General features: G+C 70.9%; 15 protein-coding genes. 1 reads left to right on the top strand and 14 read right to left on the bottom strand.

Going from position 1 to position 19,925, the window contains the following annotated elements; translation table 11 throughout:
- The first annotated feature begins 27 nt into the window (after positions 1–27).
- Positions 28–504, top strand: coding sequence for a recombinase family protein (locus CQ034_RS17480; RefSeq protein ID WP_105712069.1), 477 nt, complete (start codon positions 28–30; stop codon positions 502–504).
- Positions 505–525: 21 nt separating this feature from the next.
- Here CQ034_RS17480 and CQ034_RS17475 read toward each other — a convergent pair whose 3' ends face one another.
- The 14 genes from CQ034_RS17475 to CQ034_RS17410 all read right to left on the bottom strand — a co-directional run bounded on the left by CQ034_RS17475 (position 526) and on the right by CQ034_RS17410 (position 19,894).
- Positions 526–1,227 (bottom strand): hypothetical protein, encoded by a 702-nt coding sequence (locus tag CQ034_RS17475; protein WP_105712068.1) that lies wholly within the window; start codon positions 1,225–1,227, stop codon positions 526–528.
- The gene (locus tag CQ034_RS17470; RefSeq protein WP_105712067.1) at positions 1,220–1,702 is read right to left on the bottom strand and encodes a hypothetical protein; all 483 of its coding nucleotides are present in this window, start codon (positions 1,700–1,702) and stop codon (positions 1,220–1,222) included. Before CQ034_RS17470 ends, CQ034_RS17475 begins: the two co-directional genes overlap by 8 nt.
- Positions 1,702–3,450 (bottom strand): hypothetical protein, encoded by a 1,749-nt coding sequence (locus CQ034_RS17465; protein WP_105712066.1) that lies wholly within the window; start codon positions 3,448–3,450, stop codon positions 1,702–1,704. Before CQ034_RS17465 ends, CQ034_RS17470 begins: the two co-directional genes overlap by 1 nt.
- The gene (locus CQ034_RS17460; RefSeq protein WP_105712065.1) at positions 3,447–4,376 is read right to left on the bottom strand and encodes a hypothetical protein; all 930 of its coding nucleotides are present in this window, start codon (positions 4,374–4,376) and stop codon (positions 3,447–3,449) included. The genes CQ034_RS17465 and CQ034_RS17460 overlap by 4 nt, the downstream gene beginning before the upstream one ends.
- A gap of 84 nt (positions 4,377–4,460) precedes the next feature.
- Positions 4,461–4,757, bottom strand: coding sequence for a WXG100 family type VII secretion target (locus CQ034_RS17455; protein WP_017204355.1), 297 nt, complete (start codon positions 4,755–4,757; stop codon positions 4,461–4,463).
- 115 nt (positions 4,758–4,872) lie between these two features.
- Positions 4,873–9,348 carry an FtsK/SpoIIIE domain-containing protein gene (locus tag CQ034_RS17450; protein WP_105712064.1) on the bottom strand — a complete coding sequence of 1,492 codons (4,476 nt, stop codon included), beginning with the start codon at positions 9,346–9,348 and terminating at the stop codon, positions 4,873–4,875.
- On the bottom strand, positions 9,345–10,070 hold the full coding sequence (locus CQ034_RS17445) for a hypothetical protein (RefSeq protein ID WP_029263897.1): 726 nt from the start codon (positions 10,068–10,070) through the stop codon (positions 9,345–9,347). The genes CQ034_RS17450 and CQ034_RS17445 overlap by 4 nt, the downstream gene beginning before the upstream one ends.
- A complete protein-coding gene (locus tag CQ034_RS17440; RefSeq protein ID WP_105712063.1) occupies positions 10,067–11,758 on the bottom strand; it encodes a serine/threonine-protein kinase in 1,692 nt (563 codons plus the stop codon). Before CQ034_RS17440 ends, CQ034_RS17445 begins: the two co-directional genes overlap by 4 nt.
- Positions 11,755–13,113: an FHA domain-containing protein gene (locus tag CQ034_RS17435; RefSeq protein ID WP_105712062.1), complete on the bottom strand. Its 1,359-nt coding sequence runs from the start codon at positions 13,111–13,113 to the stop codon at positions 11,755–11,757. Before CQ034_RS17435 ends, CQ034_RS17440 begins: the two co-directional genes overlap by 4 nt.
- A complete protein-coding gene (locus CQ034_RS17430; protein ID WP_029261272.1) occupies positions 13,113–13,925 on the bottom strand; it encodes a PP2C family serine/threonine-protein phosphatase in 813 nt (270 codons plus the stop codon). Before CQ034_RS17430 ends, CQ034_RS17435 begins: the two co-directional genes overlap by 1 nt.
- The gene (locus CQ034_RS17425; protein ID WP_105712061.1) at positions 13,922–15,271 is read right to left on the bottom strand and encodes an RDD family protein; all 1,350 of its coding nucleotides are present in this window, start codon (positions 15,269–15,271) and stop codon (positions 13,922–13,924) included. The genes CQ034_RS17430 and CQ034_RS17425 overlap by 4 nt, the downstream gene beginning before the upstream one ends.
- The gene (locus tag CQ034_RS17420) at positions 15,268–17,664 is read right to left on the bottom strand and encodes a transglutaminase-like domain-containing protein (RefSeq protein ID WP_105712060.1); all 2,397 of its coding nucleotides are present in this window, start codon (positions 17,662–17,664) and stop codon (positions 15,268–15,270) included. The genes CQ034_RS17425 and CQ034_RS17420 overlap by 4 nt, the downstream gene beginning before the upstream one ends.
- Positions 17,661–18,923, bottom strand: coding sequence for a DUF58 domain-containing protein (locus CQ034_RS17415; RefSeq protein WP_029261314.1), 1,263 nt, complete (start codon positions 18,921–18,923; stop codon positions 17,661–17,663). The genes CQ034_RS17420 and CQ034_RS17415 overlap by 4 nt, the downstream gene beginning before the upstream one ends.
- Complete coding sequence (locus CQ034_RS17410) at positions 18,923–19,894, bottom strand: MoxR family ATPase (protein ID WP_029261313.1); 972 nt, start codon at positions 19,892–19,894, stop codon at positions 18,923–18,925. The genes CQ034_RS17415 and CQ034_RS17410 overlap by 1 nt, the downstream gene beginning before the upstream one ends.
- Positions 19,895–19,925: the final 31 nt, after the last annotated feature.

The following is a 19,925-nucleotide window of genomic DNA, read 5'->3' as shown; positions in this document are numbered from 1 at the left end:
GGGCAGAATGGAACGCGGAGGTGCGCGATGAGCGAGACGATCGAACCCACGGAGGCGGCATCCGTTGATGCTGCCCTGACGAGCCCGCTGCACCTTCCGCATGACGCGGCGGTGTGCCCGAAGTGCTTCACGGAACTGCAGGAGAACCGGAACTTCTGGCTCGCCCGCCCCGACGGCTCACGCCTGGTCGGACTCGTGGTCTCCCGCGACGACATGCCGTCGGTCGTGGAGCAGCGCGCCGATCTCACACGGTTCGGCGTGCCCATCGAGGGCTTCCGTCACCCCGCCCCCGACGTCCTGGAGAGCTGGAGCGACCGCCTCTCCCGCCTCATCGGCACCCTGCGTCCCGGTGATGTGCTGGTCGTCGTGTCGATCGCCGCTCTCGGGCGCGACAGCGACGAGGGCGCCAGGACGGTCGCGGAACTCCGCCGCCACGGCATCATCGTCAAGGTGCTCAGCCACAACGCGCGGCACCTCGCCGACGCCGCGGCCGCCACGCGCTGACCGCGCTGGGACCAGGGCGGCTCAGGCTTCGGCGGACGCCCCCGACGGTGCAGCCGGCAGTTCGAAGTACGACGCCTCGACGATGCTGTCGAAGAACCCGAGCAGCACGTGCGGGATGTCGCCGACCGGCGTCGAGAGGTTCACGAGCAGCACCTGCTTCGAGCCGGGGACCGTGTACCAGTAGTCGGCGGACAGCCGACGGATCGAGGCCGCCCCCGCCTCAGCCGCCAACTCCTCCGGAGCCTCACGCAGGTCTTCCTCGTCGGCCAGCTTCTGCTCCTCGATGCTGTGCAGTCGGAGGATCGCGGAGCCGGGGATCTGCAGCCGGTGGGCGGTGTCGAGGTGGGGACGCTGCAGCTCGGTGAAGACCTTCTCGAGCGTCGCGACGACCGCCTGCGGCGAGACCCCGATCGCCGGGGACATCCGCAGATCGGGCTGCTCGAAGACCGTGAGGGTCACCGGCAGCGGCGTGCCGGGGCGCAGCTCGGTCATCAGGAACATCGCCTTGGCGTGCAGCGCGCGAGCACTCGCGACCGCCTCGGTGAGGTCACGGCGGGTCAGCGCCCGCAGCGTCGAATCCTCGTCGCGACGGCCGAAGACCTCGTCGACGAAGTCGGAGACCAGCGGACCGCTGTCGAGGTCGTTCAGCAGCACCGGGTGCCAGGCGCCGAGAAGTCGGAAGCGCAGCTCGGGCGTCGCCGCCTCGACGGCGACCTCACTCACCGGCGAGCTTCTCGATCTCGTAGTCCGGCACGTTCACGCCCACGGAGAAGCTCGGGCTCCAGTCGATGCCGAGCTCGTCGGCCGCCCGCTGGGCCTCGATCGCACCCTCTTTGCCCTCGAACGTCGACCACGGGTTGAACGCGACGAACGCCGGCTTCGGCTCCGAGGCGTTCCAGGCGGCGACCAGTACCGACTGCAGCGCATCGCCCGTGACGACGTAGCCCAGTGGTACCTCGGCGTGGATCAGCCATCCGCCGGTGAGGCCGTCCCTGATGGGTTCGACCTCGACCTGCAGCGCCTCGGGGAGCGCGGACTTCACCGATTCGACGACGGGTGCGGGATCGGTCATTTCAGCCTCCTGGGTGGATGCGGGCGGAGTCTTCTCCGGCGCGGGCGCACCGGTCGGGAAGCACCCGGTCAACAGCAACCCGGCGACGCCGATTCCTGCGGCGGTCAGTGTCAGACGTCGGGACATCACTCACTCCATGCATATTCTTCGGTCACGACCGTCGCACCGTCGTGCGCGTAGAACTGCTCCAGTCTCGCACGCTCGTCGGCAGGCAGATTCGCGAGCTGCTCCTGCCAGCTGATGTTGTAGAGAGCCGCGTTGTGCGCGCCGGCGTCGATCGCGGCCGGCTGGTGACCGGGGGCGACAGGCGTGAATGTGCGCCAGTTCTCCTCCTGCCGAGGATTCACCGCGCCGTTGGTGAGCGTGTCGAGCATGGGCACCGGATCACCCTGATGCTGCATCGAGATGACCTGCGTCGTCGGCGGGATGCGCATGGCATCGATGGGAGAACCGCAGGCCATCACGGCCTCGAAGTTGTAGGCACTCGACCGGTTCGCCGCGAGATGCCCCGCCATGATGCCGCCCTGGCTGAACCCGACGAGCATCACGGGGTCGCCGTTCGGGCCCGGATCGATGCCGGCATCCTGCATCGCCTGCATCACGGCACGCTCGTACTGCGTCTGCAGCTCGGGCGTGAGCATGAGCGCGAGGTTGCTGTCGAGGTCGTTGGTCGCCCCTGCGTCGTTGATCCCGTCGAGGCTCATGACCCAGTCCTGTGTGGAGGGAAGCACCACGCGCCAGCGGGTGACTCCGTCTGCCCCGACGACCTGCTCGACGCGGATGACGCCCTGCTCATCGGCGGGCGAGGTGCCACCGAGCCAGTCCACCAGGCCGGCCTCTGCGAAGGCGTTCTCGAGGGAGGGATCGCCGATCGTCGAGGTCTGGTCCTTCCATGCCTCGAGGGCCGCCTGGTATTCGGCGTCGCTCGCGTAGTCCGCGCGCGACGGCATCGGGTTGTCCCGCTCATTGATCTCGAAGGGGGTGACCTCGGGGCCGGGTGCGAGCACGTCGGTGAGGATGCGGGTGATCAGCACCCCGCCGATCGTCAGCGCGACAGCACCGCCGAGGAGGGCGAGCACGGCGCCGAGCAGCGGTCCGCCGAGGAGGAGTCCCGCCAGCCCGAGGACGATCGGGATCAGTGCGAGCAGCAGCACCGCCATGATCTTCGGCAGCAGCGCGTTCCAGATGTCGGAGAGGGTGTCGAGGACCCCCTTGATGACATCCGTGACCCAACGCCCGATGCCGGCGAGCAGATCTCCCACGCCCTCGAAGAACTGGGCGATGTTGTCGAGGACCGAGTCCTTGCCCTGGCTGATGACGCTCTCGATCGCGCGGATGGCGGCCTGTGCCGCATCCTCCTTGCTCTGTGCTCCGGCGCGGAGACGAGCGACGATCGCGTTGATGTCGGACTGGGCGGCGGTCGCCTGGCGCTCGGCGCGGGAGAGGTCGTCGGCGGTGTCCTGACGGACATCCTGCGGCGAGTTGCTCAGCCCCTCGAACCACTGCCGCCGCTGCGCATCGCCGGCCGCGTGCTCTGCCGTGCCCAACCGGCCCTGCGCGGCTTCGAGAGCCGGGATGTCCCTGGCCGCCTGCTCTTTGATGGGCGCCAGCGTCACGGCGTACGTGCGCAGCGCTGTGGCGGTCTCGTCGTAGCGCAGATACGCCTGCGACATCGAGGTCTGCAGCTCGGCGGCGGTCGACCGCAGCGCCGTCGTCGACTTGCTCAGCTGACCCGAGACGATGTCCTGCAGCGCCTGGGCGGCGTCGTTGATCGCGGTGGCCTGACGGGACAGGGCACCGGAGCGGGTCTCGAGCGTGCCGGGGTCGCCCTCGAGCAACTGCGACCAGTCGTTCTGGTTCCAGAGACCGTTCATCGGAGAGCCTCGCCTTCGCTGCGCATGTCGATGAGGGAGCCGAGATCCGAGAGGACCGTGTCGATGCGCTCGGCCGGCGCGGAGAACGCGATGAGGTTCTCGGGAGGCAGCACGGCTTCGGCGGGGAGGGTCACGAACTCGGGAGCGGCCGGGAGATCGGCGACCGGGAACGGCATGGGCAGCGCCTCGATCGTCGGGAGACCGATGCCCGGGGCGGGCGCGATCGGCGCGCCGGGAAGGGAGGGCACATCCACCCGCGGGGGATCCGCGATCAGGTCGGGGAAGTCGGGGCCGGCGACCCCACCCGGCAGCGACGGCAACGGCCCGGGAATCGGATCCGGAAGCGACGGCAGCACCGGCGCAGGACCGCCACCAATGCCGGGCTCGGGAAGCGACGGCAACGGCCCGGGAATCGGATCCGGAAGCGACGGCAGCACCGGCGCAGGACCGCCACCGATACCGGGGTCGGGAAGAGACGGCAACGGCGCAGGAATCGGTTCGGGCGCAGGGCCGGGGGCCGGCGCAGGAGCCGGCGAGGGGCCGGGAGCAGGTCCGGGAGTCGGCTCAGTGGCCCCATCCGGACCGCCGCCGACGGTGGGAGGCGTCTCAGCCGGGCCGCCCTGTGGCCGCTCGACGTGCTTCATCCCGTCGGTGACGCTCTTCGCCATGTTGCGGTCGAGGTCACCGAAGGTGTCGGCGATCGCCTGCAGGGTGTCGCGGATGCCTTCCAGGCTCTTCTGCAGCTGGCCGCGCTTGCGATCCCAGTTGCCGGCGAAGTCCTGCACCTTGCCGGAGAGCCCGCTGTGGCCCGTGAGCCCGGCGACGTCGTCGCCGAACCGGTCGGCGTTCGCGAACGTCTGGATGGCGGCGCTGATCGATGAACGCGACGCGTCCAGCAGACTGCTCTCGAGCGTGAGGTCGCTCATCGTTCCCCCCGGAGTGGATGAAGGTCGTGCAGGCGCACACGAGGGGATGCCGAGGTCGGCATCCCCTCGTGTGGTGTGCGGCGATTACTGGCGGATCTGCGCGGCCAGCTGCTCGTCGGTCGACTGCAGCGACTGGGCTGCGACGTCGAGGAAGCGAGCCATGCCCTCGATACCGGCGATGGTCGCGGTCGCGCCCTGGTTGAACTGCGCGTAGGACGCGTCGAACGCACCAGAGGCGGACGTGGTCACGAAGCCGCCCGAGACGAGCTGCGAGACGTATGCGCGGAGGTTCTTCAGCTGCGTTTCGATGTCCTGCTGGCCCGTGCGGAGACGGCCAGCAGCATCCTTCATGTCGGCGTAGCTGACTTTGAGGTTCGTCATGGTGTTACCTTCCGGTCGCCCCGGCGGGTGCCGGAGAGTTCTTGTGCTTCGAGACTAACGAAGCGGTTCTGGTCTGCAAATGGGGAGAAGTCCCCATCGGGTCTCGGATGTGCGCTCAGACGGTCTCGGGGATGACGAGCGGGAACTGCACACGCACCACCTTTCCGCGCTGCGCGAGCACCGCGCGACCCACCGGGAACTCGCCCCGACCGATCCGCGGCAGCGGCGCCTTGAGCACGAGCTCGCCGTCGATCGTCTCGGGCTGGAGCACCACGCCGCGGCGCGACTGCTTGATCTCGCCGAGCAGACCGAAGTTGCTCGTCCACTCGCTCGTGTCGCCCGTGAACAGCAGCAGCAGCTCGCCGCGACCGGCCCGCTTGACCAGGTCGGACAGCGGCATCTCCAGCAGCGAAGACGCGAACTCCGCCACGCCCTCGACGGCCACGACCGGCTTGAGACCGGCTTCGGCCTTCTCGACGATCTCGGCGACGGCCGCCGTGCCGCTGATGCCGTCGGCCGCCGAAGCCGTCCACGCCACCGCGTTCTTCACCGGCGAGCGCGACGACCCGAGGTACAGCGTGGGCGTGCCCGGCCGTGCCCGCAGCATCTGCTGGATGATCGCCGCGAGCGCATTGCTCTTCCCGCTCGCGGGAGGGCCGGCGATCACGAACGTGCCGGTCGGCTCGATCCCGAACGGGCCGAGATCGGCGTCCGAGAGCCCGACCACGAGCTGGTCGCCGAGGAGAGCGGGGACCTCGTCGATGCGGTAGCTCAGCGGGAGCGCCCGCACCGGCGGAGCATCCGGCACACCACGGCGCGACATGGATGCCGCCATCCGCTCGATCGCGAGGGACTGCTCCTTCATGCTGCGCGTGCCCCCGACGATCGCGATCTGCGCCTCGTTCTCGCCGACGATCGCGCGTCCGGGCACCGACTCCGGGTTCAGCACGTCCTTGGGGACGTTGAGGATGTTGTACGCGTCGGTGTCGGACATGCGCAGCACCACGCGGCGCTGGATCATCGCGTTCAGCGCGCTCGGGATACTCTGGAACCGGTCGGCCGACAGCACCACATGGATGCCGACCGCTCGTCCGTCGGAGAGCACCTCCTGCAGGGCGTTGTAGGTGTCGGAGCGACCGATCACGGCCTCGTAGTCGTTGCGGAACGCCGCGAAGCCGTCGATGAGCACCACGATGCGCGGCTCGTCGGACTTGCCGGACAGCGCGCGGTACTCGGTCAGGGTCGCCGCGCCCACCGCGGAGTAGGCGTCACCACGACGATCGAGCTCGCTGCGCAGCGTCGCGAACAGCCGGGCCACACGCTCGGCGTCGTCGCCCGAGATGACCGAGCCCACGTGCGGCAGCGGCTCCAGCATCCGCAGCGCGCCGGAGCCGAAGTCGAGCCCGTACACGTGCACGGGGCCGCCGCGCGGCGTGATGCCGGCCGACACCGCGAGGGTGCGCAGCGCGGCGCTCTTACCGGCGCCGCTGGTGCCGTAGATCACCATGTGGCCCTCGGTGTCGGGCAGGAAATGGAACGGCACCTGCTCCTGGCGCTCCGGCTGGTCGACGACGCCGAGCAGCAGGGCAGCGTCGGTGCGCTGCGGCAGCTTGAGCTGGTCGAACGTGGGCGCCAGCTCGTCGAGCCACGGCCGACGCGGCTTCTCGACCTGGGCCGCCTGAGCGGCGAGCACCATGGTGCTGACGAGCCGCTGCTGATCGTTCGGACCGAGGTCCTCATCGACCACGACCGCGTTCTCGTCGATGGGCAGCTCCCACGGCCCCTGGTCGGTGGTGCCGAATGCGGCGATCGCCACATCGACGCCGTCGCTCTCGCCGAGGCTCCAGCCACCGGCGTACGCCGACTGGAACAGGGTCATGCGGCCGGGGCCGGTCTTCGCGATGCCTCGACCCGGTGTGCCCGGGTCGAACAGCGAGGCGTCCTTCGTGCCGATCACGTCGTTGCTGTCGGTCTCATCCGCCATGCGCAGGGCGACACGGAGGTTCGTGTTCGCGCGCAGGTTGTCCTTGATGACACCGGCCGGACGCTGCGTGGCCATGATCAGGTGGATGCCCAGCGAACGACCGCGCTGCGCGATGTCGATCACGCCGTCGACGAACTCCGGGACCTCCTTGGCGAGAGCGGCGAACTCGTCGATCACCAGCACCAGCGCGGGCGGGGCCTGAGGGTCGCCGGCGCGCTCGAGCTCGAGGATGTCCTTGGCCTTCTTGCGGTTGAACAGGTGCTCGCGGTAGTGCAGCTCAGCCCGGAGGCTCACCAGCACGCGGCGCACGAGGTGCTCGTTCAGGTCGGTCACGATGCCGACGCAGTGCGGCAGGCTCGTGCAGTCGGCGAACGCCGAGCCGCCCTTATAGTCGACGAACAGGAACGTCAGGCGCTCCGGGCTGTACTCGGTCGCCATGCCGAGCACCCATGCCTGCAGGAACTCGCTCTTGCCGGAGCCCGTCGTCCCACCCACCAGGGCGTGCGGTCCCTGCTGGCGCAGATCGAGCTGCAACGCACCCTCTGCGCCGGCGCCGACCAGGGCGCGCAGCTTCGGCTGGTAGCGCCGCGCCGAACCCGACTTGCGCCGGGAATGGAGCGAGTCGTTCTGGGTCCAGCGGTCGACGACGCTCTCGGGCTGGGTGGCCATGTCGCGCCCGAGGAGGTGCAGCATCGAGATGGTCCGCGGCACGTCGCTGCGGTCGAGGGCCACCTCGCCGGCGTCGGTCAGGCGGGCCAGGGCGCGGGCGAAGACGGCGAACTGCTCGCGCGTGAGCTCGTCGACGGAGAGGTTGTCCACCGTCTCACCGAGTCGCACGAAGTGCGCACTGTCGGTCTGACCGAGCTCCACGAACGTGCGGCAGGATGCCGGGAGTGCGGCCGCATCCTCGGTGAGCCACACCGGGAAGATCCCGCGCATGGCGGCGCGCTCGGAGAGCTGGATGAGGCGGCCGCGGTCGATCGGCGCATCCGGCGCGATCAGCACCACGATCGCCGGCTTCGGCACCGAGTCGTTCCGGTTGCGCGAGGAATCCTCGCCGACCTTCGAGCCGCTGTTCGTCGCGGCCTTCTCGGCCTGGAGTGCACCGAGCTCGACGGCTTCACCGCCACGGCTGGAGCGCGTGTCGATCAGCTCTTCGAGACGGGCGACGATCTGCCCCGCCGACGACGGACCGTCGCCGATCGGCTGCACACCGAGCGCGGCCTGCGCCGACCAGGCGTGCGGCAGCCACTTCGCGTCGGCGAGCTGCGCACCCCAGCGCGGGCCCCACAGGCCCACGACGCCGACGTCACCGGGCGCGTGCAGGCCGGTGATCTGGGCGAGGAGCGCTCGGGCGTATCCCGTGGAACGACCGCCGAGGCCGGCGATGCCGAGCGCGCCGACGTCTTTGAGGTCTTCCAGGATCGGCACCTGCGGCACGATCCTGGTGGAATCGATCACCGCGTCGAGCTTCTCCACGTACTCGGGGATCGCACGATCCCGGCCGTTGGAATCCTTCACGGAGCTGCGGGAGCCGGTGTCGCCGATACCGAGTCGCACGTGCAGGAACGACCAGTGCTCGGCTCGACGCGTCCAGATGGTGGGTCCGGCCGCGAGCGCGGCGTCGCTGACCTCGCGCAGCAGCGGAACCTCGCGCCGTCGCACGTCGATCTCGCGTTCGCGCTCGCTCTGCAGGCGGGCGTCCAGACGCTCCAGCTGTTCCTCGAACCGCTTCTTGTCCTCTTCGAGCTCCTGCTTGTTCTGGTTCCTGGTCGTGACCCAGGTGCCGATCATGAGCAGCGGCGACAGGGCCACGAACATCAGCGACATGGGGCTCTGGGTGAAGGCGAACATCGCGCCGCCCATGAGCACCGGGGCGACGAGCGCGAGCATCGGGAACGGCTGCTTGCGGGCGGGGACGGGCAGATCCGTGCCGTCGAGCTCCTCGCCGAGGTAGCGCTCCTCGACGCGCGGCGATCGCACGAACTCGACCTGGCGGATCGAGGCGACGGCCGGCGAGGGCGCTGCGGCATCGGGCTCGACCTTGACCGTGATCGGGGTGTCGCCGATCACGACGGCGAGCTCCCCCTCTGCGGCGACCAGACGCACGACAGAGGCCCCGTCGATCAGGATGCCGTTCGCGGAGTTCAGGTCGATCATCTCGACGCGATCGCCGATCTCAAGCCGCGCATGGCGCTTGGACACCAGCGGATCGTCGATCACGACATCACAGGTGTCGTCTCGGCCGAGCACGATCGTGCCGCGGGTGAGCGCGATCGATCGCGCTCCCGGCCCCGTGCCGACCTCCATGCGACCGATCACCGGGCGCTGCTGATACGTGGCGGGCACCACCCGGACGGTCGCTCCGTGCGCGAGACCGACGTGCGCGAAGGTCGACTCCGGCGCGAGCAGGTCACCCGAGCCGGCGACCACCGAGCTGTACGCCTCCAGCGTCACCGCGGTCGGATCGGCGGTGGCGAAGGATCCGAGCGGGTCCGCCCGGACGATCATCGCGGCGATCTCGCCGATCGTCGCCGTGTTCTCAGCGGTGACCTCGATGTCGCTGGATGCCGCGCCCTGACGGAGCAGGGTCAGCCGTACCTTCACTCGTTCTCTCCCTCTGCCTCACTCGGCTGCGGGGCATCCAGCAGCGGGAGGTCGTCTTTGCTCACCAGCCGTGAGGCGATGACGTGCTCGACCAGTCGCGCGCGGCGGTTGGTCGCGAAGCTGCGCTGACCTCCCCGCATACCCGGCACGCCGATGCGGTCGAACTTGTCGCACACGTTGTCGAGTTTGCGGTTGAAGCGCGTGACCGTCCAGCCCAGACGCTCGGCGGCGGCCGCCGATGAAGGGATCTCGCTCATGCCGGTGCCGTCGCGACGAAGCTGCGGTTCGGCCAGCGCGAGGATCAGCAGCTTCTGACTCTGCGTGAGGGGAACGTCGCCGATGGTCGAGGCGCCCCCGTCGTCGTGCTCGCGCTTGGTGGCGCGGAACGTCGGCTCGGCGGCGTGCAGCACCAGCTCGTACGTGGTGGGACCGGCGCTGAACACGATCGTCGTGGTCTCGAACACCAGGGGCAGCCGCGCACCGGGGGCGAGCCACGCCTGCACACCGCCCGCCGAATCGGTCACGGTCGCGGTGAGGCGCGTGCCGACGTTCGCGAGCCACCAGAGCCCCTCGCCGTCGCTGATCTCGAGGAAGTGGCGGTGCAGGAAGAGGTTGTCGTCGAGTTCGAGGTCTCCCTCGCGCCCGACGATGAAGCGGCTCCCCGGTTCGATCGGGAAGTACTCCCCCGCGAACTCGACGGTGACTGCCGCGGGCGCGGTCATCCGACGCACCCCGTGACGGGTTCGGAAGCACGCCCGTCGCCGCGACGCAGCATCACCTCGATGCACACCTCGCCCGACGACGCGGGGGTGAACGTGACCGTCTCGTCGGGCGCCTGCCGGACGGCGCCGTCTGCCGCACCACCCGTCTCGGACCAGATGAAGCTGTCGTCCTCGACCGGATCGGGGTTCGTCCACGTGAAGGTCACCTGGTCGCCCTGCCGTGTGCCGGTGAGCTCGGTGACCTTGGGCACCGCATCGGAGACCGGGTCCTGCGGGTCGACCTCCTGCGCGGTGGCCTCGGGCTGCGGCTCGGTGCCGAGGTTCGCGACCAGGGCGTTCAGGCCGAAGATCCCGCCGACGACCACGACGACGACCGCCACGGCAGCCAGAGTGATCCACAGTCCCCTGCGGCTGCGCTGCGGGTGGTCGGCCGCCTCGGCGACCGGGGCGGGCGCGGCGGCCGATGCGGCGGGCGCCGCCGGCTCGATCCGGGGCGCCGCGACCGGCGCCTGCGGCTGCACGACCTGCGGCGGCCGCACGATGGTGCGGTCATCGCGATCGGGCACCACCGGGGCGGCGGGAGACGGAGTCGCGCCCGGGACGGACGCCTCCACATCCCGGCGACGCTGCGTCTGCTCGACGGCCGGTTCGGGACGCGGCGGCATCTCGAAGCGCGGAGCGTCGGGCACGACGACCGACGGCCCCTTCGGCTGCGTCATCGCCGACGGCCGGGTCGCGCTCTGCATCCCCGGGTCGATGCTGACGATCTCCCGCACGCGGGTGAGGCCGTCGCCGTCGTCCTCCAGGTCCTCCGCCGGCGGGTGATCGTCGACGATGTCGATCGGCGTCACCGAGTGCGAGAGCTCGATCTGCACCTTCTGCAGCGCGCGGGCGAAGGCGACGGCGCTCGGGAAGCGGTCGTCGGGGTTCTTCGCCATCGAACGGTCGAGGAGGCGCTGCAGGCTGTCGGGCGAATCGGGGCGGGCCAGGTTCGGCAGGGCGGCGCGTTCGATGCGCTCGATCAGGTCGGCGCTGGAGTTGCGCTCGCCCGGCCGCTCGAACGGCGAGCGTCCGGCCAGCAGCGTGTACAGCGTGGCACCGAGCGCCCAGACGTCGGTGCGCGGACCGCTCTGCGGCGGCTCGGCGAACGACTCCGGCGGCGACCACGGGATCGACATCCCGGAGGACTCGCCCGTCGCACCGGTCGTCGACGCGATCCCGAAGTCGGTCAGCGCCGGACGGTTGTACTCGGTGACGAGGATGTTCGCCGGCTTGATGTCGCGGTGCAGCACCCCGGCACGGTGGGCGGTCTCCACCGCTCCGGCCACCTGGATGCCGACGCGCAGGGCCTCCGCCACCGAGAACGGCTCCTTGCGGGAGCGGATCTGGAGGTTCGGCCGCGGGCAGTACTCCATCACCAGGTACGGACGACCGTCGCCGGCGACGCCCGCCTGGTAGATCGTGACGATCGCCGGATGCGTCGACAGCATCGCCATGACGTTCGCCTCGTCGGCGAACTCCTGCGCCGCACCGCTGGAGATGCGGTCGGCGAGCAGCACCTTCACCGCGACGCGACGTCGCGGCATCTCCTGCTCGTACAGGAACACGTCGGCGAACCCACCCGTGCCCAGCGGCTCCACATAGGTGAAGCCGGGCAGCGAGGGCGGCGGCGAGGGGCGTCGGTTCACGGCAGGTCCTCGAACGCGACGGTCACCCCGTCGCCGAGGTCCACCACATCCCCGGACAGGACGAGAGTCTGCTCACCGGGGTGCAGTCGCATGGGGTCGGCGCCGGGACGCAGCAGCGTCGAGCCGTTCGTGGTGTGCAGGTCGATGACCACGACCGTGTCGCCCTCCGGCCGGATCTCGAGGTGGCTGCGCGAGATGTCCTGCTGCGGGCTGTCCACCGCGATCAGATGCGGCAGGTTCGCCCCGCTCGCGCGGGTGGAGCGCGGTCGGCGTCCGATGATGACCGTCCGGTCGAGGGTCACCACCTGCCCCGACGACACCCGGATGCGCCCCGAGGACGCCGGGGCCGCAGCGGCCACCGGGATGACCTCGGTGGGAGCCTCGGGTGCCGCGGGCGCGCTCTGTCGCAGACTGCGGAGTTCTTCGGCGGAGATCGTCGCACCGTCGTGATCGCCGGTCGCGGCACCGGCGTCGACGGCGGGCGTCTCCGGCTCCTCGCTCGGGCGGACCGCGGCGGCCTCGATCGGGGTGTGCACGGTCGCGCCCCACAGGTGGTCGAACTCGTCGACCGGCGGAGCGAAGGTCGCCTCCCCCGGCACCAGCGTCGACTCGATCATGTCGGCGTCGGCCACGTCTGCCGCGGCTTCGGCATCGGCGCCGGCATCGGCGTCGGCATCCGGTGTCTCGTCGGCGACGTCGCTCGGGGGCACGGCGGGCAGATCGGATGCCGCGTCGGGTGCGGGCACCGACACCACGGGCACGGCCCCGACCCCGGGTGGCGGCGGCAGCGGGACCGAGGTGCCGGCCACCGGAGGCGGGGGCGCAGCGACGACGGAGGGCGCGGCCACCGGTGCGGATGCCGGATCGAGCACGGGCGCCGGGCCCGCGGCGACCGCGATCGCCTCGGCGTCGGCCGGCTCGATGTCGGCGCTCACGGCGGCCGCGAGCACGATGCCGCTCTGCACGGGGAGCGCGGATCCGGAGCCGCCCTCGTCGACCGTGATCTCCACCTTCGAGACCCCCGGAACAAAGCGCTCGCTCCAGGTGGTGACGTCGGCGCCGGAGAACGTCTGCGCCTCGGCGTCCGCGCCGGTGACCCGCACGGCGAGCGAGCCGCGCACGGCGACCCTGGCGTCGGTGCCCTCCAGCACGGCCGCGACGAACGGCGGCATGTCGGCGAACGAACCGCCCGCCTGCGTCGTGAGCACGTCGATGACCGTGGCGAGGCTCCGCTCGCGCGGCAGCCGATCCCACAGCGCGGCGACCGTCTCACCCGTCGCGTCGGGTGGCAGCGCCACCAGGGCGCCCGGAATCACGATCAGGTACCACTGTCCCGGTCGGTAGATCGTCTGCATCAGCGAACCCCTCCTGCTGCGGCTTCTCGTGGACGCGTGTCGGCATCGACGTCGTCGGCTTGGAGCAGCGCCCCCCGGCGCGCCGCCACCGATACGGCATCGACGATGACCACGGTGATGTTGTCGCGACCGCCCGCCTGCACGGCCTCGTCGACCAGAATGTCGGCCGCCCGCTGCGGATCGGGCTCGGCGGCCAGGATCTGCGTGATCCGCTCGTCGGAGACCTCGGTGGTCAGACCGTCGGAGCAGATGAGCATCCGATCGCCGAGCTCCGCCGGGAAGAGCCAGTAGTCGGCGTCGCCGGTGCTGCTGGCGCCGATCGCCCGCGTGATGATGTTGCGGCGACGATCCGTGGCAGCCTCCGCCGCGGTGAGCTCGCCCGATTCGATGAGCTCCTGCACCACCGAGTGGTCGACGCTGATCTGCTCGAGCTCGCCGTCGGCGAGGCGGTAGGTACGCGAGTCGCCGATGTTCACGGTGAGCCAGTAGCCCATCCCCTCGACCGAGGCGACGACGACGCCGCTCAGAGTGGTGCCCGCCCGGCCGCTGCCGTCGGTGGACAGGGCCTCGACGGCCGACCGGGCCCGGGCCAGCGCCTCGAGCAGATCCTCCAGCTCGAGGTCGACCCGGCCGATGTAGCGCGCGAACTCGTCGATGACGGTCGCGCTCGCGCGCTCGCCCGCCTCGTGCCCGCCCATGCCGTCGGCGACGAGGAACAGTGGCGGGCTCGCCATGTACGAGTCCTCGTTGAGCGGGCGGCGCAGGCCCGAATGGGTCGCGGCGCCAGTGGCGACGATGAGCGGACGGGTCATGCGTATCCTCCGACCATGACGACGCGGTCGCCGATCTCGATCACGTCGCCGAGCTTGATCGGCACGCGCTGGCCTGCGGGGCAGGAGATGCGCTGGCCCTCGCGCACGAGGGTCAGCCCGTTGGTGGAGTGACGGTCGAGGATCCAGCCGCCCGAGGTCTCGGCTGCGGCCTCGAAATGCGTCTTCGACAGCGAGAGGGTCTCGTCGCGCACGGGCACGACCACGACGCCCTCCTCGGGGGCGGGGTTGCGCCCGAACACCGTGCGACGCGAGACGGGGATGCGCGTCCCGTCGTCCCACGTGAACACCAGCCGGTGCCCCGGGATGCTGATGCGGGTCTCTTCGAGATCGTCGTCGGCCGTCGCGGGGGCGGCTGTGGCTGGTGCGGTGGCCGGCGCCGCGGCAGCCGGGGCGGCGGCGGGTGCGGCCGGAGGGGTCGGCGGTGCCGGCGGTGCTGCCGGCGTCACCGGCGCGGGTGGCACGGGCGGAGCCGCGGGTGCGGGTGCGGGAGGAATCGGAGGCGCGGCGACGGGCGCCGGCGGTGCGGGCGGAGCCGCGACCGGTGCGGGAGCAGCGCTCGCGACGGCAGGAGCTGCCGGAGCGACCGGGGCTGCCGGCGCGGGAGTCTTCACGGGTGATGGCGGCTGAGTGACACCGGGGACGTAGGCGATCATGCCGGAGTCCTGCACCGGGGTCGTGAAGCTCCGGGCAACCGGCGCCGGGGCAGCGGGCGGGGCCGGCTCCGCGGCCTGTGCGGGTGCCGGTGCGGCTGCGGGATGCGCCGCCGGAGCGAATCCCGGCATCGGTGCCGGAGGAAGGCGCTCGAACGACGGTGCCGGCAGGAGCGGTGGCGCCTCGGGCACCGGTGCCTCCTCGACGACGGGTTCCGGCGCGGGCACCCGGGCGTCGAGCATCAGCGACGACGCGACCTTGTCGTGCCACCCCTGGAAGCGGCCCGAGCCGTCGAACAGCGGGCTGAAGTATCCGACGACGATGGCTCCGGCGAGGCCGAAGATGATGTTGCGGAGCAGCGTGCGTCCGAACCCGAGGGGCTCTCCGTCGGCGGCGGAGACCAGCCGCAGACCCTTCGCCCGCATCCCGATCGAGCCCTTGCCCGCCTGCATGACGGTGTACACGATGAACCAGGCGAGCAGCACCAGGCTCACGATGGGGCCGCCGATGAGGAGCACGGTGATCGAGGCCTCGAGTCCACCCGAGAGCATCGAGGCGAGCAGCAGGCCACCGCCGAGAACGAGGCCGAGTCCGCCGGCGATCAGGGCGTCGATGACGTAGGCGACCGCGCGACGGGAGATCGGCGCGATCTGATCGAGCGCTGGCTGCGTCATGGGGTCTCCCTCTCGGAGGACGAAGTCGTCGTGCTGTTCTTGATGGTGCCAGGTTCGCGACGAACGCGCGCGGCCGCCGCTTCCTTCAGGTTCTGCAGTCCGTTCGAGACCGCCGTGCCGCCGACCAGGGACCGCACGCTCAGTCGCGCCTTGACGCGCTTCCAGAAGCCGGCCTCCTTGCCGAGTCCGCCGACGATCTCATCGACCTCGTGCCAGAACGACTCCACGTCCTGCGGGCTGGGCTCGGCAGGACCGAACACCTCCGAGTCGGCGCGCTCGGCCAGCGCGGTCACCTGCGGGACCGTCAGCGCGGACGCCACGACGGCGGCCTCTTCGATGCGGGTGCCGCCGGGGGCCAGACGCGCTCCGTAGTCGACGGCGCGGTCGGTCAACTCGTCCCAGCCACCGCTGATGCGGTCGGAGGTGCGGGCGGCGGCGCGACGGGAACGGCGCTTCGCGGCCTTCCACGCGCCGATCACGATGAACGGCGAGGCGAGCACGGCGATCACCGCGAGCGAGATCCCGCCGATCAGCAGGATCGCGCCGATGATGCCGGCGAGGTTCAGGCTCTCGTCCTCCGACTCGCGGTCGTCGGGCAGCGTCGGCGGCAGGTCGACCGGCTCCTGCGGCGGGGGCGGCGGCTGCAGCACCTGCGGCTTCGGGTCGACGCGGGGCTTGGTGTTCTGGTCGTTCGGGACCTGGTCCTCGGGCGGGGTCGGGTTGAACGTCATCCATCCGACGCCCTCGAAGTTGACCTCGACCCACGCGTGCACATTGTCGCCGGTGGCGGTGAAGACCGCTTCTCCCGCCTGCTCGTCGTCGGGGTAGTACCCCATGACGACGCGGGCGGGGATGTCGAGCTGTCCGGCGAGCAGCGCCATCGCCACGGCGTACTGCTCATCGTCGCCGATCATCTGGTCGGCGCCGACGAGCGTCGAGATGCGCTCGGCGGTGTGCCCGGCACGCGACAGCACCTCGCCCTCGAGGCCGTGGCTGAAGAAGCCGCCCTCGGAGAGAAAGGTCTCCAGCGCCCGCACCTGCTCGATCGGCGTCTCCGCACCCGCCACGGTCTCGGCGGCCAGCGAGGTCAGCTCTTCCGGCACGTTGCTGGGCTTCGGCATCGACACCTTGCCGAACGCCACCTCGGCCAGCTGCTCGTCGTCGGGCTCGCTCGGCATCACGGCGTCGACCGCGTACTCGTCGCCCGCAGTCAGCTTCGGCGTGGCCACGGCCGTGCCGGTCACCGTGTTGACGAAGGTGCCGCGGCGCAGGTCCTCCGCGCGGTCGCCGTCGAACCGGATCTCGGACAGTTCGCCGGCCGTCGGCATCCACACGCCCCGGTACTCGTCGATCTCGAACTTCAGCGTGACGGGGACGCCCTCGGCCTCCGGCGCCATGTTCGACCGCAGCGGAGCGAACGCGCTCGACGACGTCGGACCGCCGTCGGTGACGTTGTAGACCATGCCGTCGAACTGGTCCATCACAGCCGTGCGGATGCGGGCGCCCTTGGGCAGACCCTGCACGGTGAAGAGCGTCTCCTCGGCCTCATCGCGCACGTTCTTGCGGAAGGCCTGCAGCGGGCTCGGGTAGTCGCGGATGTCGAAAGGCGGGATGATGACGTCGCGGAACACGTGACGCGGCTGTGCGGGGGTCGCGACCGCGGCCGTGGCGACGCCCGCCCCGCCCGCGACTGCCAGCACGGCCACTCCGGCCAGCAGGCGCCGAGTGCGCATGTGCGCCGCCCGGGACGGATCGACCTCGCTCACCGACACGGCCATGTTCTGCGGCGCCCAGAGCTGACGCAGTGCCAGCCACGACATGCTCACCACGGCGAACACGAGCCCCTGCACGAGGGGGAAGGCCGGCTCCGGCGTGCCCAGCGCGATCACGAGCATGAGCAGCACACCGGCCGGCAGCAGCGCCCACGCGACCTGCGACAGGCGCAGTGCGAGCGAGGCGGTCAGCGTGGTCACCACGAGCGCCAGCAGGAACGGGACGATCAGGTGCCCGTCGGCCGCTGCCACCGGGGCGACCGTGGTGAGCATCTGCTTCCACGCCGTGACCGTGCCCAGCGCGAGCTTCTGCAGCGTCTCGAGCGTGGGGATGAATCCGAGGATCGCGGTCTGCGGCAGCGCGAACGCCGCGCCGAACACGAAGTACGCGGCGACGGTGAGCCCCGCGATGATCAGGATGCCCCAGCGACGCCACGTCGCGACGACCGCGATCGCGAGGCCGAGCAGGATGCCGCCGATGACGGCGGGGAGGAAGGAGGGCCCGGCGAAGGTCGGCCAGAATCCGACCAGCGACGTCGCGACGAGGAGCGCCGTCGCCCCGAGGTCGAGGATCCAACGCCGCGGGGCCAGCGGGGCGGACGCGGTGGCGGGCGCGGTCATGCGAGCACCTTCTGCAGAGCGAGGGGAATCTGTTCGAGCGCGCCGACCGTGACGACGTCGGCATCGCCGATGCGCCGCAGCGTCGGTGCGGTCGCGGTCGTGTCGGTCACGACGGCGAGCACCTTGGCGCCGAAGGGCAGCCGCGAGCAGGCGAGGCGGAGGTCGTCGGAGGGCACGCGGGAGCCGCACACGAGCACCACCACGCTGGCGAGCGGCATCGTGGCCGAGACGATGCCGGCGAGGTCGGCGATGCCACCCTCCTTCGCCTTGCTGTTCTCGACGGCGGCGAGGGAGTCGAGCAGCTGCTTGCCGGTGCCGGCGGGCAGCTCCCGGCCCTGCACGCGCACGTCGACGCGCTGCGAGTCGCGGAGGGCACGGAGGCCGATCGAGCCCGCTGCGGAGATGCCGAGCTCGAAGTCGTCTGCCGTGGCGTATTCGTTGAGGGAGCGGGACAGACCGATCACGAAGTGCGAGCGACGCGTCTCCTCGTACTGACGGACCATCATCGTGCCCGTCCGGGCGGTGGACTTCCAGTGCACGTGACGCAGGTCGTCTCCGGGCTGGTACTCCAGGAGCGCGTGGAAGGAGACGTCGTCGCGGGAGAGGTCCGCGGCCGGAAGCCCCTCGAGGTCGCGCAGGTAGCCGAGCGACTGGCCGTCGAACAGCACGGTGCGCGGGTGCACGAACAGGTCGACCGGATCGTCACGGCGGTGCGCACGCTCGAAGAGACCGAGCGGATCGCCGCGGACGACGCTCACCGGACCGACCTTGACCACGCCGCGGCGCTGGGTGGGGATGGCGAAGAGCTCCTCCGCCTCCTCCCCCGGTGCGAGCCGCTGGATGCCGAACTCGCCGCGGCCGGAGCCGACGGGGAGCACCACGCGCGAGGGCAGAATGGCCCGGCTGCCGCGGTTGGCCAGGGTGAGAGCGCCGACCGCGCGCTCCCCCACGACCACACGGGTGCGGGCGAGGTCGAGCGAGACGTCGTAGGCGGTGCGGCCGATGAGGAACAGCGCGCACACGCCCACGGCGATCGCGATGACTGCGGCGGCGATCGTGAACTCCGACCAGCCGGCGATCTGCCCGATCACCCAGAAGCCGACGGCGATGGCCATCAGCACCCAGGCCAGCGGGCGGATCGCCGCGGTGATCTTCCGGAGGCGCGTCAGCACGCGCGCGCCGATGACGGCCGCGATGTCACGCCATCCGGCGTCGCGTTCCGTCTGCGGCGGCGCCGACTGAAGAGCCTCCGCGGTCATCAGGCCGCTGCTCGGGCCTGAGGTGCCGCGACGCCGTCGAGGACGCGAGCGATGACGGTGTCGCTGCTCGTACCGGCGAACTCCGCCTCGGCGTCGAGCAGCAGACGGTGCTGCCACACGGGCCGCGCGAGGGCTTTGATGTCGTCGGGCAGCACGAAGTGGCGGCCCTGCGCAGCGGCCCACACCTTGGCGATGCGGATCATCGCGATGGCACCACGCACCGAGACGCCCAGGCGGATCGCGCCGTCCTCACGGGTCGCCTCGGCAAGCTCCGCCACATAGCGCAGCACGGCCGGCTCGACGTGCACGGTCGCAGCGAGGTCGGCCATGTCGGCGACGGCGCTCGTGGTGATGATCGCCGACAGGCCGGCCGACGGGTTGCGGTCGGATGCTCCGGCGAGGATGCTCTCCGTAACCGCGAGGTCGGGGTACCCGATCGACGTCTTGATCAGGAAGCGGTCGAGCTGGGCCTCGGGGAGCTTGTAGGTTCCCGCCTGCTCGATCGGGTTCTGTGTGGCGATGACGAGGAACGGGCGACCGGCCTCGTGCGTGACGCCGTCGACCGTGACCCGCGACTCCTCCATGACCTCGAGCAGCGCCGACTGCGTCTTCGGCGAGGCGCGGTTGATCTCGTCGGCCAGCACGATCGACGCGAAGATCGGGCCCTTGTGGAACTCGAACCGGTGCGACTGCTGGTCGTAGATCGTCACACCCGTGACGTCGGACGGCAGCAGGTCGGGCGTGAACTGGATGCGCGCGCTGGTGCCCTGCACGGTCGCCGCGAGCGCCTTGGCGAGGCTCGTCTTGCCGGTGCCGGGGGCGTCCTCGAGGAGCACGTGGCCCTCGGCGAGCATCGACGCCATCACGAGACCGACGATCTCCTTCTTGCCCTGCACCGCCTTGTCGACGTTCTCGACCAGTCGCTGGAAGGTGCCCTGGAACCAGGCGGCCTGCTCGGGGGTCATTGTCATGAGTGTGGGGTTCCTTGTCGTAGGGGAATTC

Origin of the sequence: Microbacterium sp. MYb45, from assembly GCF_002979655.1 — a bacterium.
GTDB lineage: Bacteria > Actinomycetota > Actinomycetes > Actinomycetales > Microbacteriaceae > Microbacterium.
This window is presented reverse-complemented; position numbering and strand designations above follow the sequence as displayed.

Excerpts from the sequence above, each read along its gene's own strand:
- CQ034_RS17420 (WP_105712060.1), bottom strand. The coding sequence starts at position 17,664 with ATGACCGCGCCCGCCACCGCGTCCGCCCCGCTGGCCCCGCGGCGTTGG.
- CQ034_RS17410 (WP_029261313.1), bottom strand. The coding sequence starts at position 19,894 with ATGACAATGACCCCCGAGCAGGCCGCCTGGTTCCAGGGCACCTTCCAG.
- CQ034_RS17435 (WP_105712062.1), bottom strand. The coding sequence starts at position 13,113 with ATGCAGACGATCTACCGACCGGGACAGTGGTACCTGATCGTGATTCCG.
- CQ034_RS17415 (WP_029261314.1), bottom strand. The coding sequence starts at position 18,923 with ATGACCGCGGAGGCTCTTCAGTCGGCGCCGCCGCAGACGGAACGCGAC.
- CQ034_RS17480 (WP_105712069.1), top strand. The coding sequence starts at position 28 with ATGAGCGAGACGATCGAACCCACGGAGGCGGCATCCGTTGATGCTGCC.
- CQ034_RS17455 (WP_017204355.1), bottom strand. The coding sequence starts at position 4,757 with ATGACGAACCTCAAAGTCAGCTACGCCGACATGAAGGATGCTGCTGGC.
- CQ034_RS17460 (WP_105712065.1), bottom strand. The coding sequence starts at position 4,376 with ATGAGCGACCTCACGCTCGAGAGCAGTCTGCTGGACGCGTCGCGTTCA.
- CQ034_RS17465 (WP_105712066.1), bottom strand. The coding sequence starts at position 3,450 with ATGAACGGTCTCTGGAACCAGAACGACTGGTCGCAGTTGCTCGAGGGC.
- CQ034_RS17430 (WP_029261272.1), bottom strand. The coding sequence starts at position 13,925 with ATGACCCGTCCGCTCATCGTCGCCACTGGCGCCGCGACCCATTCGGGC.
- CQ034_RS17445 (WP_029263897.1), bottom strand. The coding sequence starts at position 10,070 with ATGACCGCGCCCGCGGCAGTCACCGTCGAGTTCGCGGGGGAGTACTTC.
- CQ034_RS17425 (WP_105712061.1), bottom strand. The coding sequence starts at position 15,271 with ATGACGCAGCCAGCGCTCGATCAGATCGCGCCGATCTCCCGTCGCGCG.
- CQ034_RS17470 (WP_105712067.1), bottom strand. The coding sequence starts at position 1,702 with ATGTCCCGACGTCTGACACTGACCGCCGCAGGAATCGGCGTCGCCGGG.